Raw genomic sequence first — 24815 nt, 5'->3', positions numbered from 1 at the left:
GCGCGCGACCGCTCCGCTTGCCGAAAGGCAGGCGGGCGGTTTTTATTGTGAGGATGTAGCAATTTAGTCCTATTAATGTTACAATTAGTATCATAGAATCAGTGAGACTTTCGTCGACAAGTTACTAGGCCCTATGGCATAATTTGTTACATAAGAATACGGCGATCTGGACGGACGCAGGCAGGAAGGGTGTGACTAATGAGACTAGTAGGGGTTTCCGAGTTGGAGAGAGGCGACGTGCTTGCCAAAGCGGTGCATAACCACAGCGGCGTCGTGATGCTGGAAGCGGGCACGGTGTTAACGGAACAATATATTAGCCGGCTGCGGAATCTTCGCATCAATGCCGTCCACCTTCAAGCGTTGCCGAATCAACCCGGCGCTATCTTGGACCGCGGCGGCCGTCCGATCTACTCGGACGCGGAGTGGCTCCACCCGGATATCGATAGAATGAAGAACGACGATAAGGCCCGCGAGAACGCGGTCAAGCTCGTGACGGAATTCGCTTCCACGGGATTAATGCAGGATCGGATTATTCTGCCGGTTCCGGAAGAGGCGTTCCGCAACAGCTTCCGCGAAGTTTTGCACGAGATCGCTTCCAACCGCGCGTTCGCGGAGGAGCTCGGCGTCATGATGCTGAGCGACCCGATGCAGTTCCAGCATGCGATGAACGTAACCTTATGCGCCGACGTGATCGCCGCCGCCAAGCAATTCGATAGCGCCAAGCTGTATGAATTGACCGTCGGCGCGTTGTTCTGCGACATCGGCATGACTCGGCTGCCGATGGCGCTGACGAAGGTCAATCGGGAGCTTAGCGAAACCGAAATGAAGATGATGAAGCAGCATACGACCGAAGGCTATCGGGTACTCAAGGCGATGAAGGACGTCCCGACGGCAGCGGCGCAGGTCGCGCTCTTGCACCACGAACGTTATCGCGGAGAAGGGTATCCGCTCGGCGTCAAGCAAGAGGCGATACCGGAATTCGCGCAGATCGTCGGCTTGGCCGACGTCTACAACGCGCTTATCTCCCCTCGGCATCATCGGAAGCCGTTCGCGCCGGGCGAAGCGACGGAGTATCTGTTCGCCTCCGGCAACTACGATTTCGATCTGTCGCTCGTGAAGACGTTCCTGAAATTTCTCACCATCTATCCGGTCGGAACGGTCGTGAAGCTAAGCACCGGACAGATCGGCGTCGTACTGGAGACGGCAGGTCGTCCCATGAACCGTCCGGTCGTGCAAATTTTCTGCGAAGCGAACGGCGCCGTCGCGAAGGTTCCTTACGCGCTGGATTTGCAGGAGATTAACAACGTCGTAATCGCCGGCAAGCAAGGCAATTAAACGAATCGAATAACGGCTCGCAGGCGGAAGGGACCCCCCTTCCGCTTTTTGACGTAGGGCTTAAGTTGCAGGAAATGGGACTTTCCTAGCTTGTCAGGCTTGGCAACAAAGAATAAGTGAACGCGCCCCTCATATACTGTACCAATCAATCACAGCAGGGAGGCGGGAGCGTGCACGATTATATCAAGGAACGCACGATCAAGATCGGCCGATGCATTGTGGAGACGCGCCATACGGTGCGCACGATAGCCAAGGAATTCGGCGTCTCCAAAAGCACGGTGCATAAAGATTTGACGGAGAGGCTGCCGGAAATCAACCCCGATTTAGCGGACCAGGTGAAACACATTTTGGAGTACCATAAGTCGATTCGGCACTTGCGCGGCGGAGAAGCAACCAAGATCAAATACAAGAAGACGACGATCAAGAAACGGGAGGTTATGACGGCGGGCAAAGCATAATTTTTGGAATTTTGTCGAACGAAAAGAGGGTTTGCTCTAATCGTGGCGAATAATGTACTATTACGATGTCGTTTCAAACGCAGACGCAGTCGCAGACATTCCAAACGTGGTGAGGGATCCCAAACGCATGTTTAGCAAAGATATCGGAATCGATCTAGGTACGGCTAACGTATCCATACATGTGAAAGGCAAGGGCGTCGTACTCGACGAGCCTTCGGTCGTCGCGATCGAGAGCGACACGAAGAGGGTTCTCGCGGTCGGCGAGGAAGCACGGCGCATGGTCGGGCGTACGCCCGGCAACATCATCGCGATTCGTCCACTGAGAGACGGCGTCATTGCCGACTTCGAAGTGACCGATATGATGTTGAAAGCGTTCATCCAGCGCGTCGGAGGACGGAACTGGTATAGCCGGCCGCGCATTCTGATCTGCGCGCCGTCGAACATTACGTCCGTCGAGCAGAAGGCGATCCGCGAAGCGGCGGAGCGCAGCGGGGCGAAAGAAGTATTCTTAGAGGAAGAAGCGAAAGCGGCCGCGATCGGTGCGGGCATGGATATTTTCCAACCGAGCGGCAATATGGTCGTCGATATAGGCGGAGGTACAACGGATGTCGCCGTGCTGTCCATGGGCGACGTTGTGACCGCCTCTTCTCTTAAAGTCGCAGGGGACAAGTTCGACGCCGCGATCATGAAATACATAAAGAACAAATACAAGCTGCTCATCGGCGAACGCACGAGCGAAGATATCAAGATCAAGATCGGAACGGTCCATCTCGGAGGACGCCGCGAAGAGATGGACATTCGCGGACGGGACATGGTATCGGGCTTGCCGCTTACCGTCACGATCCACTCGGACGAAGTTCGCGAAGCGCTGTGGGAGCCGGTCATGTCGATCGTCTCTTCCGCCAAAACCGTACTCGAGCGCACGCCGCCGGAGCTGTCCGCGGACATTATCGACCGCGGGGTCATTCTGACCGGCGGCGGCGCGCTTCTTGACGGGTTGGACGCGCTCTTGGCCGACGAGATCAAGGTTCCGGTGCTCATCGCCGAAGACCCGATGCATTGCGTCGTCAAAGGCACGGGCATCATGCTCGACCACTTGGATAAAATGACCCGCAAAATGGGCTAATCGCAGCGAGTCTTACTCGCGCGACTTCACCGATAAGACATAAGGAGGCATCCGCATGCTTAGAGGCTTGTATACCGCGGCATCTGGAATGGCGGCGCAGCAGCGCAGGCACGATACGGTTACGAACAACATCGCCAACATCAACACCCCGGGCTTTAAGAGCTCGAACGCGGTCACCCGTTCTTTTCCCGATATGCTGCTCTCCGCGCTCGGCGGGCCCGATCCGTCGAACGGGACGATCGGCAAGGTGAGCACGGGCGTATTCGCGGAAGAGAACCTGTTATCGATGGGACAAGGCGATCTGCAGCAGACGTATCGTCCGCAGGACTTGGCGCTCGTCGCCGACATTCTCGTGCCCGGCATGGCATTCGACGCATCGGGCAAGGCGATCGATGCGAACGGCAACGTCACGTATCAGCCGCAAGCGTACTTCAGCGTCTTGACGCCGGAGGGCGAACGCTATTCGCGCAACGGCAGCTTCAAGACGGCTCCGGACGGCACGCTGGTCAATGCCGACGGCATGCAGATTCTAGGCGCGGATGGACAGCCTATCCAAGTGAACGTTCCGTGGGATCAGATCCAAGTGACGCCGATCGGCGCGCTCATCGACGGCAGGACGGGCTTGCCGCTCCAAGGCGATCCGCAATTGCGCATCATGCGGGTGGACAACCCTAACCAGCTCATTCGCGAAGGCGACGGCAACTTCCGCTACGAAGGCGAGCCTGGAGGCATGCGCCAGATCGAAGCGGACGAGCGGGTAGAAGTACGCCAAGGCTTCTTGGAACGCTCGAACGTGGACACGGCGCAATCGGCGGTCGACATCATGTCGGCGCTTCGCGCTTACGAAGCGAACCAGAAGGTCATCCAATTCTATGACAAGAGCCTAGATAAAGCGGTTAACGAAGTCGGTCGCGTATAAGAGGAGGAACGATAACGTGAATAGCTCCATGATCTCGGCATCCGTCTCGATGGGTGCCCTGCAACAGAAGCTGGATATGCTGGCGGACAATATCTCCAACTCCAATACGGTCGGTTACAAACGCAAGACGGCCGTATTCGAGGATATATTGACCAGCGTCAACCCGCAGGAGAAAGACTTCGAGCTGTCCGGCCGACGTACGCCGCTCGGCTTCGCTCAAGGCTGGGGCGCGCGGATCGCGAGCATGCAGCTCGACCTGTCCCAAGGCATGCTGCAGCAGACCGGCAACATGACGGACGTGGCGATCGAAGGCAACGGCTTGTTCGAAGTGCGGACGGGCGGCACGCTCGACAGCTCGCGCGCGTTCACGCGGCACGGTTCGTTCCAACTCGTCTCGACGGGCGGAGGAGACCGGACGCTCTATACGAACACCGGATATCCCGTCGTCGCCGAAGTCGGAGGCGCGGACAGCTTCATCGTCGTTCCCGAGGGGTATAACCTAAGCATTAACGCGGACGGTACGCTCGTGGGCGTCGGACCGCAAGGTTCGACGCCGATCGAGTTGGGCAAGCTGAAGATGATGCAGGCTTCCAAGCCGGAGCTGCTTCAATCGATCGCGGACAACTTGTACGGAGTACCGGAAGATATTAATATAGAAGACGTCGTCACGAACGTGACGCAGTTGCCGGCGGACACGCTCGGCATCGCTGTCCGTCAAGGATACGTGGAGAACTCCAACGTCAGCATGACGGACGAGATGACCGATCTGATGATCGTTCAGCGGGCCTATCAGCTGAGCGCGCGGGCGCTGAGTTCGAGCGAACAAATGATGGGAATGGCGAACAACTTGCGAGCGTAAGACCTTCGTTGTTGCCGGCAAGAGGAGAGAAGCCTACATGACAGTAAGTACCCGTTCGACGGATCCAAGAAAACGTTCATCTAAATCATCGGGTTCTTCAGGTCCTTCGGGACGGACGTTACTACGCATCGTATGGACGAGCGTCAAAATACTCATTATTCCGATCGTATGCATCGCAGCGCTCATCGTCGGCCTCGCGATCGGCTACGTCGTCTTGGGCGACAAGCCGTTATCCGAGGTGTTCGACGCGGGGACGTGGAGACATATGTACGATCTCGTGTTCTCGGAGGGCGGTTAACGCCCTGCCTGCCGCCCTCTCGAGGGGACGGTGAACTCCCCGGCTTTCGCCCGGGGAGTTTTCATTTGTAGGGGTGAGCGGTTATAATGATGTGGAACTTCGGAGAAAAGAGGGGGATGCCATGAACTTGCCGAATACGCTGACGATGTCGCGATTTGTGCTGATCCCCCTCTTCCTGGCGTTGTACCTGTACGATTATACGATTACGGCTTTGTTCGTCGTCCTGCTCGCCGGTTTAACGGACGTCTTGGACGGCTATCTCGCCCGTCGCAACGGCCAGATTACGGTTACGGGCATCATGCTGGATCCGCTCGCGGACAAGTTGATGATGCTGGCCGTCATCGTCGCGCTGCTGATCGGCGATCACCTCTCTTGGGAGGCGTTCGGGGTCATGGCGTTCCGGGAAGTCGGCATGATCATCACGTCCGCTTACTTCCACTTCCGTGGGTTTAAGACGGTTCCCGCGAACAATCTGGGCAAAGCGACGACGGTCGTATACTATCTCGCGATCGTGCTGTTGTTCCTGGACCAGCAAGGCGGTACCGCCGTCTTGTGGTGCGGCATTGCGCTGTCCTATGTCGCGTCCGCGATCTATCTCGTTAAATTCAGAATGCTCAATCGGGCGTCCTGAGCTAACGATACATATGTGCAAGACAAAAGAGCTCGCCTAAGGGCTGAACGACAGGGGCAGACCGGGCGAGCTCTCTTATAGTCAACCTTCGCGACTGCAGTTTCGCCAAAGGGATAATGCTAGTATTGCCGCCACAATGCGGCTTATGCGCGCCTATGCGCGAAAATTCAAGCTGTCGACCCGCGCCGCGGGAATTAAGGAGGAAACCGAAATGTTGGATATCGTGCAAATTCAAGAGATTATTCCCCACCGTCCGCCGTTCCTGCTCGTGGACCGGATTCTGGAGGTAGAGCCGGGCAAACGCGCCGTCGGCATCAAGAACGTGACGATGAACGAACCTTATTTCGTCGGACATTTTCCGGGATACCCGGTCATGCCCGGCGTATTGATCGTCGAAGCGCTCGCGCAGGTCGGCACGGTCGCCATGCTGTCGCTGGAAGAGAACAAAGGCAAACTGGGCTTCTTCGCGGGCATCGACGAATTCCGGTTCCGCGGACAAGTGAAGCCGGGCGACACGCTCATCCTGGAGCTGGAAGTGACGCGGCTGAAAGGTCCGATCGGCAAAGGCCGCGCGACCGCGAAGGTAGGAGATACGGTCGTCGCCGAGGGAGAGTTGATGTTCGCGTTGTCCGACCCCAACAAGGGTTAATGATAACAATAGAGAGATAAGGGAGAGAAGAAACGATGCCGATAACACCGCAAGAGCTATACGAAGCATGGTTGAACGATTCGAACATCGATGAAGCGACGAAGAACGAGCTTCGCGCGATCACGGGGCAGCCGGGCGATATCGAGGATCGCTTCTATCGGGAGCTGGAATTCGGAACCGGGGGGCTGCGCGGCGTCATGGGCGCGGGCACGAACCGGATGAACCGGTACGTCATCGGAAAGGCGACGCAAGGCTTCGCCAACTTCCTGCTCGGCGAATCGGCGGCGCCTTCGGTCGTCATCGCGCACGATTCCCGCAACAACTCGGATACGTTCTCGCTGGAAGCCGCTTGCGTGCTGGCCGCGAACGGGATCCGCACCTACTTGTTCCGTTCGCTCCGTCCGACGCCGCAGCTTAGCTTCGCGGTGCGCGACTTGAAGGCGACCGGCGGCATCGTCGTGACGGCGAGTCACAACCCTCCCGAATATAACGGATATAAAGTATACGGCTCGGACGGCGGACAGCTCGTTCCCCACCAAGCCGAGCAAGTAATCGGCCGCATTCGCGACATTGCTTCGTTCGACGAGGTGAAGCGGTTGACGCCGGAAGAGGCCGAGGCTCAGGGATTGCTAGTATGGCTCGGTGACGCGGACGACCAGCGGTTCGTCGACGCGGTCGTGGCGCAGTCGGTGCGGCCCGACGTCCTCAAGGGCGGAGCGGGAGCCGCGCTGAGCGTCGTGTTCACGCCGCTGCACGGCGCAGGCAACTTGCCGATCCGGGCGGTGCTGGCGCAAGCGGGCTTCACTAACGTGAACGTCGTCGCCGCGCAGGAGCAGCCGGACGGCATGTTCAGCACGGTGAAGTCGCCGAACCCGGAGGAGCAGGAAGCGTTCACGCTGGCGATCAAGCAAGCGGACGAGATCGGCGCGGACATCATCGTCGGCACCGACCCGGACTGCGACCGGATGGGCGCCGTCGTCAAGAACGACAAAGGCGAATACGTGGTACTGACGGGCAACCAATCGGGCGCGCTCATGGTCCATTATTTGCTATCGAATTTGCAAGCGCAGGGCAAACTACCGGCGAACGGCGCGGTCATCAAGACGATCGTGACGAGCGAGATGGGGGCGGACATCGCCGCTTCCTACGGCTGCACGGTTATCAACACGTTGACGGGCTTCAAGTATATCGGCGAGAAAATGACGCAGTTCGAAGCGGACGGCTCCCATGAGTTCTTGTTCGGTTATGAGGAGAGCTACGGCTACCTGACCGGCACGTACGCTCGCGACAAAGACGCCGTCGTCGCGTCGCTACTAATCTGCGAGGCGGCCGCTTATTACAAATCGCAAGGCAAGACGTTGTACGACGTGTTGCTCGAGCTGTACGAGAAGTATGGAACGTACTTGGAGAAGCTCGAATCGCGCACGCTCAAGGGCAAGGACGGCGTCGCGCAGATCGGCGCGATCATGGAAGACTGGCGGAACGCTCCGCCGGAGGAGATCGCGGGCGTCGCGGTAACGCAGGTGCTGGACTACGCGCAAGGGCTGGACGGTCTTCCGGCCGAGAACGTGCTGAAGTACGGGCTGGCGGACGGTTCGTGGTTCTGCTTGCGTCCTTCGGGAACGGAGCCGAAGATCAAAGTATACTTCGCCGTCAGGGGAAGCGGGCTGGAAGGCGCGTCCGACGCGCTAGGACGGCTCGTGGGCGCCGTTATGGCGCGTGTCGATGGCTAGGCTTGGAACGATCGGGGAGCAGCGGAGGGTGAAGACCAGCCGCTGCTTTTTGCGGGTGATGCGGCGAAAAATGGCGGAATCGGCCGCGGCGATACATAATGGAAGTACCGAATCGTGGAAAATGAGAGTAGCGATGCGCTACGAAAGCGGGATTGGCTGAAGAAGCCCGCACGGGTATTCCGGATGCTGTAACTCAATCGGTGAAAAGTCGGCGTCTTGCGTCCTTATCATATTTATCTATATCGCCCGGCGGAAGAAGCCGGAACCATTAAAAAAGTAATGGAGTGAAACGTTGTGCCCCATTGGCTGAGCGCATGGAATAGAAGGTTGTCGAAGTGGTTATGGTGGGTCGTGCTGGTCGGGATCGTCGCCGCGCTGCCGGTCATGTACGCGAGGGAGCAAACCGAGACTTCCGCGGATCAAGTCGCCGTCGTCATGGATTATCGCGACTTGCTGCAGGTGAGCTCGTCGCAGGCGGTTCCGCGGCAATTCCTGCAGGAGCAATTAACGAAGCTGAAGGATGCCGGTGTGAACGGCATGGCCGTGTTCGAGAGCACGCTGGAGGAGCTTGGCTGGGCCGGCGAGGTGAACGTCTATAACGCGTCGCAAGCCGCGCTGCTGGAAGGGCGCGTATCGCGTCCGGGCGATAACCGCACGTACGTCGTCTTCCAAGACGCCGAGCACGAGAAGGCGCTTCGTCCGATCATCGAGTGGGCGTTCGCGCATTACGGGGCCGACGTGAAGAGCTGGACCGCGGACGGATTGCCCGGCCTTAGCATCGGCATGGGCTACGATGATGCCATCATCCATCCGATGCAGCCGAATCCGATCGCGATGCAGGAGCTGAAGGATCTAGGGTTCCAGGTGTACCCGCGGCTGTCGAACCGCATCTTGCCGTTCGACGCGCCGGAAGTAAGCAAGTGGCTGGACGCGTTCCAAGCGCTCGGGGTGAACCGCGTGCTGTTCGACGGAGACGCCGTTACCGGTTACGGAGACGGGGAAAGCCTGAACGGCGTGAAGCAGTTCGCTCGTATGCTGGACGAGCACGGCATCGGCGTCGCGATGTTCGAGAACTTGAAGGTTCCAATGAAGGGGCTCTCCAAGGTTGCCAATCTGCTGGAGTTCGACGCGATCCGCGCGCACTCGGTCGGGGAAGCGGAGATGTCGATTCTGAAGCCCGCCCAGCTGGAAGATCGGCTCGTGCTCGCGGTGAAGGACCGCAACATCCGGTTGCTGTATCTGAACGCCGTGGCGGCGAAAGATCTGGTTAAAGGCCAAGTGTATCATCCGCTTAATAAAATCGCCGACGTACTCGCCGGGGATGAAGATAAAAAGGGCGTCATCGGACAAATCGAGGATTTCGGCTTCGAGACGGGCACGCCGAGAGCGTTCGAAGTGCATTCGGCGCCGCAGGCTTCTTTATTGAAGGGCGTGGCCGCTCTCGGCGCGATCGCGCTATGCGCGATCATGATCGGACTGTTCCTGCCGGGCGTGCAAGTGCTTGCGTTCATCGTGGGCGCGATCGGCTCGGCGGCATTGTACGTGCTCAGCTCGAGCTTGATGCTGCAGGCGTTGTCGCTGTTCGTGGGCATCGCCGCTCCGACGACGGCGGTTATTCTGCTCGTGAAGCGGCTTCGGGAGCTTCGGGAGGGCCGCGATGGCGGGGGACAGCTTTCCGCGGCCAGAAGGCTCGGTGGTTCGCTGTTGCTGTTCGCTCGCACGACGGTGCTGTCGCTCGCGGCCGTTCCGTTCATCGTCGCGATGCTGAACGATATTACGTACGCGCTCGTGCTCGAGCAATATCGCGGCGTCAGCCTGCTTCACCTCGGTCCGATCGCGCTCGTCGCGCTGTACGTGTTCCTGTACGGCTCGGGCGACACGGTGATCGGCAACGCGCGCCGCATTCTCGCGATGCCGCTGACGGTGCTGTGGATCGTGGCCATCGGCGTGCTGGCCGTGGCGGGGATGTACTACTTGACGAGAACGGGCAACGAAGGCCAAGTGTCCGGCCTGGAGCTGCAGTTCCGCTCGCTGCTCGAGAATACGTTCGGCGTGCGTCCGCGCACGAAGGAGTTCATGCTGGGCCATCCGATCTTCCTGGTCGGCATCTTCCTGGCGCTGCGTTACCGCTGGGCGATGGCGCTGATCATCGCGGGCACGATCGCGCAATTGTCGATGGTCGACACGTTCGCGCACATTCATACGCCGCTTATACTCTCGATCATCCGCGTGCTGCTCGGTCTGGGGCTCGGCGCGATTATCGGGCTGGTGGGTATGGCGGTATGGCAAGTACTCGAGTACGCGTATAAGCGCTGGTTGAAGAAGCTGGCTTGAGGGTAGATAAACATTGAATGAAGGTCAGGGATCGCGGCTATGGCGAATAAGGGAATAAATCGAGCGTCGAACGTTCGTCGTATCGTATTGTCCGGTTATTACGGATTTCACAACAGCGGCGACGAAGCGGTGCTGAAGAGCATACTAACGGCGCTGGACGAAGCGGGAACGGCGGCCGGCTTGAAGATTGAACCGATCGTGCTGTCAGGCGATCCCGAGTGGACGCGCCGTCATTACGGCGTGGAAGCCGTGCCGAGGATGGATCTGAGGGAAGTGCGCCGCGCGCTCAAGAACAGCGACGGCCTCATCAGCGGCGGCGGCAGCCTGCTGCAGGACGCGACGGGGATGGGCTCGATTCCGTATTATCTCGGTATCATGGCTATCGCGCGCTGGTGCGGCAAGCCGACGTTCGTGTACGCGCAAGGAATCGGGCCGGTCAACCGGAAGCTGTTCCAGCCGTTCATTGCGCGCGCGTTCAAGAAGGCGGCGTACGTGTCGGTGCGCGACGAGGAGTCGGCCTTGCTGCTGCGGCGGTATGGCGTGCCGGAGGCGAAGGTGGAGGTTGTGCCGGACCCGGTGATGGGGTTGCCGGCGGGGAGTGCGGGGGTGGAAGAGCAGGAAGCGCGTGGTGCGGTAGGGCAGGAGCATGGGATGATGGCAGGTGCTGCGGAAGGGCAAGAGCATGGGGCGATAGCCGGTGCTGAGCCTGCTGCCATCGGCGGAGGCGTGGCCGGACGTGATGAGCCGCCGATCGTCGAAGCTGGCGTTGCGGGGGGGCAAGAGCAATGGGCATCAGCCGTTGCTGAGCCCTCCGCCGCCGGCGGAGGCGTAGCCGGACGTGACGAGCCGCCGATCGTCGGCGTGTCCGTCCGGTTCTGGCGCAGCGACCGCGCGGACTTGGACCGCGCGGCTGCGGCGCTTGAAGCGCTGGCCGCCCGGGCGCCTCGCGGCGTGCGGCTGCGCTTCTTGCCGTTCCATCAGGGGGGCGACGAGGGTGCGTCGCGCTACGTGATGGAACGGCTCTCGTGCGCGGCTGAGCTGGCGCCGGCGCACGAAGACCCGCAGCGCATGCTGCGGGAGGTAGGCCGATGCGCGCTGCTCATCGGCATGCGGCTCCATTCGCTCATCTACGCGGCGAATCGCGAGGTGCCTCTCCTTGGGATCTCTTACGATCCCAAGATCGATCAGTTCCTCGCGCGGCTGAGCCAGCGCGCCATCGGAACGACCGAGGCGCTCGATCCGGATAACGCCGCCGACCGCGCCTTAGAAATTATTAATAATCCAGCCCAATGGCTTGCCGCGTGCGGGCCGGCGGTCTCTCGCCTGAAGCGAGAGGCGATCAAGCCGGCGCAACAAATTGTCGATTACCTGCGTATTTAACATAGGGTTTGGAGGCTGAAGGCGTTGAACACAGGCGTTAGACCGTTTCCGACGGTATCGCTCTACGGCGTGCCGTTCTCCAAGATGAACATGGAAGAAACCGTCGCTTACCTTGCGGAAGCGATCGAATCCAGACGTCCGAACCGCGTCATCACGGGCAATCCGATCATGCTTATGGTCGGTCTCGAGAATCCCGCCTTCCATCGGGCGCTCGCGACCGCCGATCTCGTCGTGCCGGACGGCGCGGGCGTCGTATGGGCGGCCGGCAAGCTGAAGCAGCCGGTGAAGGAACGCGTCGCGGGCTTCGATCTCATGCACGAATTGCTGCGCGAGGGAGAACGGAAGAGCTGGAGCGCGTATTTGCTCGGCGCGAGCCCGGACATTATTCGGACGGCTCACGATAACTTGAAGAGCAAATTTCGCGGCGTGCGCTTCGTCGGCTACCGCGATGGGTATTTTACCGATAACGAAGACGAAGTGGTGATTGCCGAGATCCGTGCCGCTAATCCGGATATGCTGTTCGTCGCGCGAGCTACGATGAACCAGGAGCCGTGGATCGAGAAATACGCGAAAACCCTTGGCGTACCGGTCATTATGGGGGTCGGAGGCAGCTTCGACGTCGTCGCCGGGAAGCTGAAACGGGCTCCCGCGATTTTCCGCAAGTTGAGCTTGGAATGGTTCTACCGCTTATTGCAGGAGCCGTCCCGCTACAAGAGAATGTTGGTACTGCCCAAGTTTGCGCTTAAAGTGATTAAAGACGGAGATAAAGTTCTGAAACCGATCAAACCGTCGTGAAAACTTTTATGAAAATGATCTAAATCGGTGAAAACGGCTGAAAACGGCAAAATGTTCGCCTTGTTGTAATCCGCATCTCGGGAGTATAATTCATTCCGGTATACAAAAAGGGGAGAGTTGCAGATGCTGTCTGGCTGGATGGTAGGAATCGGATTATCCGGATTTGCTATTGCATTGGCGCTAGCGCTTGTCTTGACGCCGCTCGTTAAAAAATTCGCCGTTCGGGTCGGGGCGGTCGACGTGCCGAACCAACGTAAAGTTCATACACGCATTATGCCGCGCATGGGCGGCCTCGCTATTTATGCATCTTTTACCGTAGGATTATTGCTCTTATTGCCATGGTTGCCTAGCGATCTCTTGAGCCACCACGACAAGAACCTGATCGGCGGGTTGTTAACCGGAGGCACGCTCATCGTGCTCCTCGGCTCGCTCGACGACAAGTTCGATTTGTCTGCCAAGCTGAAGCTGCTCGTGCAGATCGCGGCGGCGTGCATCGTCGTATTCGGCTTCGACGTCAAGATCAACCTGCTCAACATTCCGTTCGGCGACGCGATGCAGCCGCTGGGCGAATGGATCAGCGTGCCGCTCACGATCTTCTGGATCGTCGGCGTCACTAACGCGATCAACCTGATCGACGGTCTTGACGGCCTCGCCGCGGGCGTGTCCGCCATCGCGATCGGCACGATCCTCGTGATGGGCATCATCATGGGCAACTTCGCGGTCATCATGTTGGCTGCTGTGCTGCTCGGCAGCATTATTGGATTCTTGTTCTTCAACTTCCATCCCGCGAAGATCTTCATGGGAGACTCGGGCTCGTTGTTCCTCGGCTTCGCCCTGGCAACTCTGTCGATGCTAGGATTTAAGCAAATTACCGTCGTGTCGTTCGTCACGCCGCTTCTCATCATCGGCGTTCCGCTGTCCGATACGTTCTTCGCGATCGTCCGCCGCTGGATCCAGAAGAAACCGATCTTCGCGCCGGATAAGGGCCATCTGCATCACTGCTTGCAGCAACTCGGATTCAGCCATCGCAAGACCGTGCTCATCATCTGGGGCATCGCCGCGTTCTTCGGTACGTGCGCGGTCATCCAGTCGAGCATCTCCAACACGGGTCTCGGCAACTGGATTACGTTCATCGTCATCTGCGCGCTCGTGTTCCTGCTCCAGATCGGCGCCGAGCTCATCGGCATCGTCGACAAGTCGCGCCGCCCGGTGCTCGATTTCCTGGCCCGCCTGCGCTTGAAGCCGCAAACCGATTCCCGCGGCAAATAACGGTTATCCACTAAGATTCGCTAAGACCAAAGACTCAATTGCTTCTCCTTTCTCGGAAAGGACAAGCCGTTGAGTCTTTTTTTTCGCGCGTACGCCTAAACATTTTCCGTGAAAATCCGATAACTACTGTACAGAACTTTTGCGGGAAACGTTCGTCTAATGGAATATCCTGCCGAAAATTAGGGATTTCTCAGCAAGGGGGAGCGAACAGTCAAGCTTGATCCAAGATTCGACCGAAAGGTCGCTGTCTCTCATCAGAATGCTTCCCGAAGAACGGACACACATTAAGGAGGATCTACAGTGAGAAAATTGCTATCGACATTATTAGCGTTGGTCTTGGCGATCGGTCTGATCCCATACGGCCTCGTTCAGACGGTAAGCGCAGCCAGTAACGCGACTTACTTTATTCCCGATATCTCGGGCGTTCGTGATACGGCTATCTTGCAGATCAGTAATCCGACTCCCGCTCCAACTGAGCCGCAGCTTTTGACGCAAACGAATTCTTATCGAACGAATCAGGGAACGCTGACGATAAACGGTACATTTTCCTATGTGACGGCGTCATCCATGAGCTACCGAATTGACCAGCTCAACTTGCAATCCAATGGAACTTGGCTGCCCGATAATACGCATTTCACGACAGGCGCGCTAGAGGAAGTTACCGGTTCGACGAATCGGTTCGCCGGCAAGAACTTGACGTTGTTCAGCGGCATGAACCGAATCACGTTTACAGGGACGCAGGGCTCGACCTTGAGATCCGACGTCTTCTATGTACTGTATGATCAAATTCCTTATATCCAAAGCTTGAAGGTAATGAGCGGCTCGACGATCGTTAACTTGAACGAAGGCGCGCAAGCCGTCGTTCCTGCCAAGACAATTACGCTACAAGGCGTTGCTATTAACGCGAATAACGCGACGGTTAGCGTAAACGGCGGCGTGGCGATCAAAACCTCAGTTCTGCCCGACGGAACGTTCTTCTCTCCGGCCGTAACGCTCATTCCGGGTTTGAATGAACTCAAGATGAGTATCACGAACGGCACAAACACCATTAATATCAAGCGGGAGCTCTATTATTTCGATATCAACAATCCCTTTACGGACGTAAAAGTAAAGCAAGGGGCGACAAACGAGTTTTCCATACTTAATAATATTCCTTCCATTACAGACGTCGGCGTAACGGCGGTCGGCTATAAGGTGAAGATGTTGCTCCCCTACACGTCTACTCCTTTCGCCGGTTCGGGTACGTATACCGCGAGAAACAGCGTAACCTCGGCCGTATATGATGGTATTTCGGGGACGGTTGCGACTGCTACCGAAATTATTATTCCGGGTAGCGACGGCATTACACCGCAATATCGGTTGGTCGATTTCACGCTACCTAATTTGAATCTGCATCAGACGTCCGGAGTTTACGATAAAGACCAATTCGTAAACATGGTCATCACTTATGGTAACTTCAGTTCCACTTTCAATGGCAATTTCAAATATTTGCCTGGCGAGACGATCATTAAGAATATTCAACTTCTTCCCGGTTACAATGGGTCTGCTAACGTAACGACAGTCGCCAAAGAACCTTTGAATGGAGCAGAGGTCAACGATTCGACGTTCTATATCTTGGTGGATGCGGACAAACCGCTGACGGCCGACTCGCTTAGCGGAACCTACTTACCTTTAAGTACATTGAGTCTTACGTTGGATGACCTAGGGGCAGTTGCCGGACTAGGGGGCAATCAAGCCGTTTACCGCGTTGATAACTTCACGAACGGTCAACAGAAGGTTCAATTTAAAATCGGAAGCTCTACGGCTACGTACAACGCAGATATTACTTACGTACAGAAGAGCTATATCTATATCGCCAACTTGTACGATGGGCAGCGCTATGAGTTCGATTCCCGGAATAGCAACTCGATTACGATATCGGGTAAATATATGGGCTTCAAGAACTTGAGCGGTGCGCAGTATTTCGTTAACGGCAAGGAAATGACGGCGCCGGCGAATCCGGCACTTACCGATGCTATCGCCTTGTCAGGCTTTAGTTTAGCTCTGAACGTCGATACGACTGGGCCGCTTGTATTCGGCGAAAACCGCATCGTATTCAAAGGGGTCAATACGAGCGTCTCCGGCATTACTCAGGAAATTATCAAAGAGATAAGAATATACTTGGTCGACACAAACGTATCTAAGATTGATCGGTTCCAGCCGACGCTTAGCGTTGCGACTAGACAATCGTTCCCTAGTACGACTCCGGGAACTTACACGGACGATGTTAGAGGAAGGATCTTTGCTGTATCTCCTGAATTCGTGTTCACGAAAGACAAGTACGTGACTAGCGAGCTTGGGTATGACTTGGTGATGCAAGGCAGCGGGGCGTCCACTTTGAACGTAAAATTGGGCTCGGATCTGTTCTTCTCCAAGCCGATTCCGGCTCGAGGCACTCCTGTGCTTGAACAAGCGCAAACCTTCACTTACAAGAGCGTGACTTATTACTACGATTTCGCCGGCGACGAGACGAACTTTATATTCCGGATTCGCGATATCAAGTTCGAAGCGCCGGGCTCGCACGTTTATAATCTTGAGTTGATCAATCGAACGGGTGCGATCACGAAGCAAACGTTGGATATTACGAGAGAATTGTCGTCGTTCAGATTGCTGTCTCCGCAGCCTACGGTAGGCGACCAAATCATCGTCAACAAGAATTTCGTAAGATTCGATATCGAAGCGGAAGGCGCAACGGAAGTGTTGGTTGACGGGGAGCAAGCAACCAAGCGCGCCGACTTGAACAACCGGTTCGTGTACGATTTCGTCGGATTAAAAGCAGGCAAGATGACCGAAATCGACATCGATATCATTCGGGTTGATTCGAAGCTAAGCCAATCCGTAAACGTGTTCTACTCGGACACGGTGCAAGTCGACACTCAGTTCATGCAGAAGATGGGCACTAAATTCGACATGTTCAACAAGACGTTGCAGTTGACGTTCCCTAAAGGGACGGTTCTCAAAGCAGCGAATGAAAATACGCTCGGAATTACGAAACTGTATAACGACACGAACGTGTTGTTCGGCATCGCCAATCCGGAAGACGGTATCGTCGAACGCCGTAACGACTATGGCAACATTATCAATCGAACGGTGGACGCAAGAACGTATCAGGGAGCAAGTCCGATCGTCATTCCCGACTTTTTCCTAATCCGTTTCGCTAATAACACGAACACGTTCAACTTTAACAACGTATCTCCGACTTACTGGATTAGCGCAGGGGTCGGCGAACTCGGTAATCGAGGAGATATCGGCTATAAGCCGGCTACGAACGGCTTGGCGCCATACTCCGTCGAAGGCAGATTTACGGAGTACGAGCTCGAGCGCAAAGTAATACCATCCAATCGCGGTCAATTGACCTTGAAATACGACAGCAGCGTCGTCGATGAAGCCGGCTATATCATAACCGTTTTCCGATATACGGATAGAGGCGAATGGGAGAACATCGGAGGCGAAGTGAACACGAGTAGCCACACGGTCACCGTTCCATTCGATGATTTCGGATATTACAAGGTCATGAAGATGAGAAAAGGCTTCGCGGACGTTACGAACCATACCTGGGCGCGTAATATCCTGAATGCCTTGTATTCCAAAGGGATTATGAACAACGTGCGCTTCGACGAGTTCGGCGCCAACGATCTGACGACGCGCGGAGAATTCGCGACGTTGCTCGTGAAGGGTCTCAACCTCCCGCTGAATTACGAAGGCAACGCATCGTTCTTCGACATTACGCCGGGCACGAAAACGACGACCTGGGATTATGAGCATATCGAGACAGCCGCAAGAGCGGGTATCATCTCCGGTCTTGAAGAAGGGTTCTTCGGAGCCGGAATACCGGTAACGCGGCAAGATGCCGCGGTCATGATTGCTCGAGGCCTTAAGCTGAAGATGGCGATCAATAACGACAAGCTCGAAACGAGCATCGCCAAATCGTTCGCGGATTCCGGCACCATTCAATTCTATGCGAGACCTGCAGTCGATGCCGTCAATAAAGCGAAGATCATGACGGGAGCGGCCGTGACGATTCCGGGAGTGAAGAAGCCAGTGTACAACTTCAACGCGCGTAGCAACATGACGCGTGCCGAAGCCGGTAAAATCACGGTCGAGCTGTTGAAGAAGAGCACCAAGATATTCCCGAAAAACTTAAGCTAGTCTTGCGTCAGACCGAGGGAGTTGCCGAACTGGCAACTCCCTCACTTCTTACTCTTTCTTGGCGCATTAGGTAAAGTTTATACAATGACGGTTAGGCCTATCCTCGCTATACTAGAGAAGTGTTAGCCCTTACATATTTAATCTGGTGCCAACAACGTATTATTGGGTAAAAAAAGTTACGGCAATTCGATTTCATCCGCAACTTTTCCGTTTCCCCTGCGTTTAACATGATGAGTCTTGCGAGAAGGGCTTTAGCCCTAATCCCTATACTTCACTATCAAAATCTTCTTTACGCTAGGCAAGGCGCTCATGTATAATGGGGAAAGTGGCATATTTTACCCTGCCCATTTTGCGTCTCTTTCTAAGTTTACGAGTTTCTGCGACATGTATCTACTACATAGACATGCAGCAGACATCAATTATAGACAATGCTCTACTCAAGGAAGGGGGTGAAACACCGATGAGAGATTCGAGCTATAATTCTTCCCACCAAACAAAACAGATATTTTCTCGAGGAGGAGAAAAAAAGGTTATGAAAAAAAGTTTATCCTTTTTGCTAGCGATCGCCCTGGTCTTCGGAATGTTCTCCGCCATGGCATCCGCTGCAACACCAAGCACGCCGGCTGAAGCTGGCGCTGTACTGAAAGAACTCGGCGTCCTGAAGGGCGACGACGGCGATTTGCTCGAAGGCACTGTATGGAAACGTCAAGACATCGTAGTTCTGCTTGCTCGTCTTCTTGCTAAAGAAGAAGCAGCAGCTGCTACTGCGAAATCCCACACTTTCAAAGACGTACCTAAAGGCTACTACGACGGCTTCCTGTCGTGGGCTAAAGCTGAAGGCTACGTAAACGGCTACTCCGCTACGAAGTTCGGCTTCAACGACGAGTTGACGGTTAAAGACTTCGCAGCTGTAGTCCTTCGCGCTCTTGGCATCAAGAACGACGAAACGATCGCTGCAGACGCAGTTAAAGCTGGAATCTTCGCTGAAGGTACCGACTTCGCTGCTAAAGCTAAGCGCGGCGACACTTTCGTAGCTCTGGTAGCTGCACTGAACGCTGAAGTTGCTGGCACTGGCAAAACGCTGGGCGAAGTTCTGGGCCTTCCAGGCTTCAACGTTGCGCTTGCTGTAAAAGGCGCTAAGCAAACTGGCGCTAAAAAGATCACGGTTGAACTTAGCCGCGCTCTGAAAGCCGACGAAGAAACTGCACTGAAAGCATCCGTTAAAAACGGCCTTGTTCCTTACCCAGTAACGATCAAAGCTTCCGAAGACAAGAAATCCGTTGTTCTCGAAGCTACGTTCCTTCCTGCTGCTGAATACGACGTAGTAATCAACGAGTTCGCTGCTGTTAAAGTAACGGTAGCTGCTGAAGTTATTACGAAAATCGACATCGGCGCAGTTGCTCTGCAAAACATCAACGGTCAAGACCTTCTTGTCAAGCCTTACAACCAGTTCGGCGAAGTAGTTGCATCTGCTTACACGGACATTAACGTATCTGCATACACGAGCGAAGCTGTTACTGCTAACAACTTGGCAAACGTACTCAGAGGTACGAACAACTTCAAAGTAGATCTTGCTGCTTACAAAGTTGACGGTACTGTCGTTGTAACTGCAAGCCACAGCAAATCCGGCGTTGTTGCTTCGAAAACGTTCAAAATCGTTTCCGCTAGCTCCGCGACGAACATCACGCTTGGCGCAGTAGTTCCAAAAACGGATGAAACTCGCATCTTCACGGGCAGATCCGGTGCAAATGCTTATACTCTTCCAATTACGCTGAAAGACCAATACGGTGCAGAGTTCAAGCTTCCTGCAAGCGTAACGGCTAATGTGTACAACCAAATCGGCGGTATCACGTTCGCTTCCAGCAACACTGCAATCATCGATCCAGCTTCGTTCAACACGAACGGCGACAGCGTTCTGAAATTCAACACTGGCGCTACTGCAGGCGTTGTAGTAGTTACGGCTTTCAACTCCGCAACGGGTGCATCTGCATCTGTATCGGTTAACGTTGAAGCTCCAGCTTCCCTGAAATCGTTCCAGCTTAACAACCCAGCTGCAATCGTTGTTGACGGCGAAGAAGTTACGATTCCTTATGTAGCTGCTGATACTTTCGGTTCTCCAATCGCTAACAAAGACGTCCCTGCTTCTGCTAAAGTACAAGTTAACGGCGCTGACACGCTGACGTTCACGGCTAACAGTGTTCCTGTCACTCCTAAATGGAAAGCTAATGGCGATCTCGTATTGTCCTTCACGGGTACAGGTACGAAAGTCGTAACCGCTCTGGTTAAAGGCATTCCAGTTTCGACTATCACAGTTGATGTTAAAGACGCTGCTTACCCTGTAAGCATCACGGGTACGAAAGATCTGAAAACGACTCTGGCTGTTTACGGCGCTCAAACGATCGCTGGAAGCAACACGGATATCGGCAAACTGGTTGTAGTTGATAACTACGGCCGTGCAATGGGCTCCCTGCCAACTGGTTGGACGTTGGCTGTAGCTGAAGACGGCGCTAACGCTGCATTGTCCCTGACGGGCTTCGCTGCAACTGCTGGCTCTGCTGCTGGTTCCGAGAAAGTCACTGCTACCCTGTCCAAAACTGGTGCAACGTCCGTATCTTACGACATCGCATTCACGGTTGTTAAGATCGAAGACGTTAAATCGGTAACGATCGGCGCTGTTGGTACGGTATACGGACACGCTAGCAACACTATCTCTGGCGCTAACGTTAAGCACTCTGTTGAACTGTCCCTGACAGGTAAAACGGCTGCGGGCGTAGAAGTTGCGGTTCGTGCAACCGACTTCTTCGACCTCGTAACTTCGAGTGATTCTGCAATTCTTGCTACCGACGCTGACCCGACGACTTCCCTGAAGATCGTAGGTAAAGCTGAAGGTACAGCTACTGTAACGGTTTGGAAGAACGGTGCTAAGTTGAACGAACAAACTGTAACGGTTGCTAAAGCTGCTCCTGCAATCGCTACTGTTAAGTTCACGGCTTCCGAGTATACGTTCGTTCCTGCAACTCCAGCTGGCATCGTGAGCAAGCTTGAGATCAAGGACCAATATGGCGTAGCGTTTGATGGTGCTGATAACTCTTGGATCACTGCTGATGTAAACGGCAAATGGTTCTCTTCCGATCCTTCGGTTGCAACTATCAGCAATTCTGGTACGATCGCTAAGCAAAAATCTGGTATCGTAACGATCACTTACGTATCCGGTAACGGCGTATCCGCTAGCATCACGGTTAATGTTGACTAATTGATCTAAATTGAACAAAAGAGCTTGGCAGCTGCCAAGCTCTTTTGTTTTGTATAAATAATTCATAAATTGGGTTGTGTCGAGAAACTATTTGATGCTAATAAACGTTATATTAAGCAGAGAATATTTTCTGAGGAGGAAATGGGTTGTTACATGTACCTAAGGTTCGAAAAGCCGTTGTGTATTCCCTTTGTTTCTTGTTGATGCTAAGCATTACGCTAATGAATAATGTAAAACCTTCTATGGCCGCTACAACTACCGCCAAGGCACCTGCAAAGATATCTTTAGGAAACGCGGCAACAGTTCAAGTGAAAAGCGCTGACGTGTTCTCGCAGGACAAAGGAACGTACCTCATCTATACGCTAACATACACGAACAATGGATCGAATACAGTGCAGCTTGGCGACTACTGGTCTAAAGTAAAGAATACGTCGGGTAAAACCTATACGACAAGCGTAATCGAGAAAGACAAAAAAATAACGACCTTAAACGCCAAGTCTAGCGTAGACGTGACCTATTATGTATCCGTGGATGAATCAACTTTGCTATCCAAGCTAATCATAACCATTGTAAAATGGGATTTCTCAGCTCCGAGCTACACACGTACGTTGGGCAGTTTCAAACTAGCGAACTATAATACGATTCCGGTGGCTGCATTTCAACCGAAGTACTTAACGGCAAAAGAATGGAAAATTAAAACGGCGATTAAAAGCGTGAAATCGAAACTAGCCTCTGCATCCACAGAGAATGATGTCGATCTTCGAACGTTAGAGATTTCGTTCTTGTTCGAAAATCAAAATACGAGAGAATACAAACCGAGTTCAACACAGTTCTTCTTAATCGCCAAAGATGGATCGTTATTCAAAGTAAACAGCGATAGTCTAAAGGATCTAATCGTCCAACCTAAAGAACGTAAGATCGTAACCATTAAGGTAAAGATGCCCGCAATAGTTAAAGAGGATGGTTTGAAGCTCGTAATGGGTACCGCAAGCGAGACCGAAGGGCTATTCATCCCCCTTGCCACTTATCAAGTGCCTAAGAGCAGCACAAGCACTACGACCACCGCTGTTTCCAAGTTAACTTATAATGATTACGAAATTGAAATAATAGGGTATAGTCGATTGCCGGCAGGCGCGCAAGATACATTAACGGCTATGTTCAAAGTTACGAATAAAGCCAAGACCGCGGTCAAGGTGCCGGATCTTAAAGCTTCATGGACTTTAAATGGAATAGATCAAAACAACAGCGAAGGTAAAGCAGTCGCGTATGATCAACGAGTGCAGTTAACAACTAATCAATCCATCTTAATGCTTGCAAGCATCCAAGTGCCATATACGGCTACATTGGACGATATTCGAGTAAATCTAAAAGAAGTAGAAGACGCTCAGACTACGAATACTATCGGACAATTCAAGAATCTGAATGTCAATAAGTTTATAGCTGCAGCAGATCAGATTGCACAGTTCGATCGGCTTGCTGCCAAAGCCAGCATTGAAGTATTGCGTGTTCGTTCATCGGTTGAGGGTAAACAACTAAATGTGAGCGGAGATCTCGCAATTACGAATTTAGAGCCTAGAGTTAATAATCTGCAAAAGTATGCGATTTATTTGAGAGACAAAGATGGACAGATGTATACGCTGACGCTAGGGGAATATACCAAGCCGATTCTTGCCAATGGCCGCATCTTGGTGCCGTTCAGCGGTAAAGTCCCATTGACGACTTCTACTGCCGATATGAATCTTGTGATTGCCGACCTTGTTCAGCAACAGGCGGAAGGCGGAACTGCTGCCGGATCCTTAATAGGGAATGCCATTAGCATGACGACTCCGTGGCCAGCCACGACGGTTCAAGACAAGTTCACGAACCTTACTATCGGTCAGAACCTGATTAGCATGGATAAGTTCTATGCCTATGCTGAATACGCAGGAAGCATGGGTAGCGCGCTAGGCTTGAACTTGGAACTGGAATACAGTTTGTTGAAGGATGCAACGTTCGATGATGTGGCGGGGCCCTATAAGCTTCGAATCGAAATTGAAGATCAACAAGCGGATAAGACCGTTCTTTCGAAGGAAATCAATCTCGATGATGCCGAACAAGGATTTAAAGAAGGTCAGAACATCAAGAAGATCATCTTGTTGGAAGACAACAAACTTTTAGATAAGATCACGGAGTTTAGGAATTATAAACTGTCGATATATTGTGTAGTGAACGATCAGAAAGTGCTGCTTGCACAACGGGTTATGCCATACTTCCTGATTAATTGGCTCGTGAATCAATAGCGAGAGTAAGTGAGTATGTAGTTGTTTTTCATCTTGCGAATATAGACTAGTTATTGATAGCAGCCACTTGAATTGACGGTGAATTCGGAACCGCTCATTTAAGTGGCTGTTTATTATCATAGCCGATATGGAAATGAACGAAAGTACATAGGTTACAATCGCTGAGATGAATCTACAGGTCTAAAAATGTAATATTTTAACAAATAAGCACGAATTGCTAAGAAATATAGATTGTACTGGGGACTCCAAATCCGATACAATGATAGACGACGAGTGCCTTACGGTATGGAATCGACCCGCAATCTAAAATTGAGACGTGCCTGACGAGGAGACCTAACATGAACGATGAAATTCTGATAAGAGATTTGATAGCGGCCATTTGGAATGGACGCAAAAAGATCTCTATTTTTACCGTCGCGATTATAGTCCTTACGTTTGCCTTGCTATATTTTACAATGACGACCAAATATGAAACGACATCATCGATTATGTCAAATCACAAAAACCTTCAATCGTTCGCTCAACAAATCGTAATGGACAAAAATATACATGATGTCGTTTCTCACTTGAAGTTCGATTCATCGATCTATCATCGTATTAAAGACAATATTAAAGTAACCTCTAAAGAAGAATCAAATATGGTATCCATAATGATTAAGGGAATCGACCCTGATCGGATTACAAAAGTGAATAACATGCTTGCATATCGCCTTGCAAGACAAATCGAAAGAGTCGACCTATTAGACCAGATTCAAGAATATAAGTCGGTCGTCTCAACTCTAGATACTGAAATAAAAAAGGCATCTTCCGAAGTATTAGAACTGGAAGAGCGAATCTCGAACACGCCTAAGACGATTCTGTTATCAAAATCGCTATCTGACGAACAAATAATTGCTTCGTCAAATAATGCAATGAAATTGATTACCGAAGAGATCAATGAGGAGTACATCGAATTAAAGAATTTGTATAACATCGCAGTAGCAGAAACAAGCAAGTTGGAATCCGAACAAAGAAATTATAATGAACTCATTACTCAAAAGCAGAACAAAGCTGAGCAACTAACAAACGAACAGGATTGGAGTGATTCTAATACCGTTGTGAATACGGATACAACTTCTATAGTAATCACGCCTGCTATCGTTCCAACCATTCCATTAGCTACTCATATATTGGTTAAGGTGGCCATGGCAGGATTAATCGCATTTATTATGAGCTCGATCTACTTTATATTAAAACACTATGTCAAAGAGGGCATAGTGAACGGTAAAACTACTAATAAAAGCAATTAATACATTTGGATGATTGGCTG

17 protein-coding genes are annotated in these 24815 nt (G+C 53.2%); all 17 read left to right on the top strand.

The window, feature by feature from the left end; all coding sequences use genetic code 11:
* The first annotated feature begins 198 nt into the window (after positions 1–198).
* The 17 genes from ACFQZG_RS19510 to ACFQZG_RS19430 all read left to right on the top strand — a co-directional run bounded on the left by ACFQZG_RS19510 (position 199) and on the right by ACFQZG_RS19430 (position 24795).
* The gene (locus ACFQZG_RS19510; RefSeq protein ID WP_378155521.1) at positions 199–1335 is read left to right on the top strand and encodes an HD-GYP domain-containing protein; all 1137 of its coding nucleotides are present in this window, start codon (positions 199–201) and stop codon (positions 1333–1335) included.
* Between the two features lie 170 nt (positions 1336–1505).
* Positions 1506–1793 (top strand): sporulation transcriptional regulator SpoIIID, encoded by a 288-nt coding sequence (spoIIID, locus tag ACFQZG_RS19505; protein ID WP_027087171.1) that lies wholly within the window; start codon positions 1506–1508, stop codon positions 1791–1793.
* Between the two features lie 127 nt (positions 1794–1920).
* Positions 1921–2919, top strand: coding sequence for a rod shape-determining protein MreB (gene mreB, locus ACFQZG_RS19500; RefSeq protein ID WP_378155519.1), 999 nt, complete (start codon positions 1921–1923; stop codon positions 2917–2919).
* Between the two features lie 55 nt (positions 2920–2974).
* Positions 2975–3838: a flagellar hook-basal body protein gene (locus ACFQZG_RS19495; protein WP_378155517.1), complete on the top strand. Its 864-nt coding sequence runs from the start codon at positions 2975–2977 to the stop codon at positions 3836–3838.
* Positions 3839–3854: 16 nt separating this feature from the next.
* The gene (locus ACFQZG_RS19490) at positions 3855–4697 is read left to right on the top strand and encodes a flagellar hook-basal body protein (RefSeq protein ID WP_378155515.1); all 843 of its coding nucleotides are present in this window, start codon (positions 3855–3857) and stop codon (positions 4695–4697) included.
* Between the two features lie 37 nt (positions 4698–4734).
* Positions 4735–4995 carry a DNA-directed RNA polymerase subunit beta gene (locus tag ACFQZG_RS19485; RefSeq protein ID WP_378155513.1) on the top strand — a complete coding sequence of 87 codons (261 nt, stop codon included), beginning with the start codon at positions 4735–4737 and terminating at the stop codon, positions 4993–4995.
* Positions 4996–5116: 121 nt separating this feature from the next.
* Positions 5117–5626 (top strand): CDP-alcohol phosphatidyltransferase family protein, encoded by a 510-nt coding sequence (locus tag ACFQZG_RS19480; protein ID WP_378155511.1) that lies wholly within the window; start codon positions 5117–5119, stop codon positions 5624–5626.
* A gap of 211 nt (positions 5627–5837) precedes the next feature.
* Positions 5838–6275 (top strand): 3-hydroxyacyl-ACP dehydratase FabZ, encoded by a 438-nt coding sequence (gene fabZ / locus ACFQZG_RS19475; protein WP_378155509.1) that lies wholly within the window; start codon positions 5838–5840, stop codon positions 6273–6275.
* 35 nt (positions 6276–6310) lie between these two features.
* A complete protein-coding gene (locus tag ACFQZG_RS19470) occupies positions 6311–8008 on the top strand; it encodes a phospho-sugar mutase (protein ID WP_378155507.1) in 1698 nt (565 codons plus the stop codon).
* A gap of 294 nt (positions 8009–8302) precedes the next feature.
* Positions 8303–10342: a DUF5693 family protein gene (locus ACFQZG_RS19465; RefSeq protein WP_378155505.1), complete on the top strand. Its 2040-nt coding sequence runs from the start codon at positions 8303–8305 to the stop codon at positions 10340–10342.
* A gap of 39 nt (positions 10343–10381) precedes the next feature.
* Complete coding sequence (locus ACFQZG_RS19460) at positions 10382–11722, top strand: polysaccharide pyruvyl transferase family protein (RefSeq protein WP_378155503.1); 1341 nt, start codon at positions 10382–10384, stop codon at positions 11720–11722.
* Positions 11723–11806: 84 nt separating this feature from the next.
* Complete coding sequence (locus tag ACFQZG_RS19455; protein WP_378155598.1) at positions 11807–12517, top strand: WecB/TagA/CpsF family glycosyltransferase; 711 nt, start codon at positions 11807–11809, stop codon at positions 12515–12517.
* Positions 12518–12655: 138 nt separating this feature from the next.
* Positions 12656–13786, top strand: a complete 1131-nt coding sequence (locus ACFQZG_RS19450; protein ID WP_378155596.1) for a glycosyltransferase family 4 protein — start codon at positions 12656–12658, stop codon at positions 13784–13786.
* Positions 13787–14353: 567 nt separating this feature from the next.
* Positions 14354–17974: an S-layer homology domain-containing protein gene (locus tag ACFQZG_RS19445; protein WP_378155501.1), complete on the top strand. Its 3621-nt coding sequence runs from the start codon at positions 14354–14356 to the stop codon at positions 17972–17974.
* A gap of 460 nt (positions 17975–18434) precedes the next feature.
* Positions 18435–21227, top strand: a complete 2793-nt coding sequence (locus tag ACFQZG_RS19440) for an autotransporter outer membrane beta-barrel domain-containing protein (protein WP_378155499.1) — start codon at positions 18435–18437, stop codon at positions 21225–21227.
* A 146-nt stretch (positions 21228–21373) separates the two neighbouring features.
* On the top strand, positions 21374–23506 hold the full coding sequence (locus ACFQZG_RS19435) for a hypothetical protein (RefSeq protein ID WP_378155497.1): 2133 nt from the start codon (positions 21374–21376) through the stop codon (positions 23504–23506).
* 338 nt (positions 23507–23844) lie between these two features.
* A complete protein-coding gene (locus ACFQZG_RS19430; protein ID WP_378155495.1) occupies positions 23845–24795 on the top strand; it encodes a Wzz/FepE/Etk N-terminal domain-containing protein in 951 nt (316 codons plus the stop codon).
* Positions 24796–24815 lie beyond the last annotated feature (20 nt).

Origin of the sequence: Cohnella sp. GCM10027633, assembly GCF_042675445.1 — a bacterium.
GTDB lineage: Bacteria > Bacillota > Bacilli > Paenibacillales > Paenibacillaceae > Cohnella.
The sequence above is the reverse complement of the archived record's forward strand: the minus strand, read 5'-3'. Positions and strand labels throughout refer to the sequence as shown.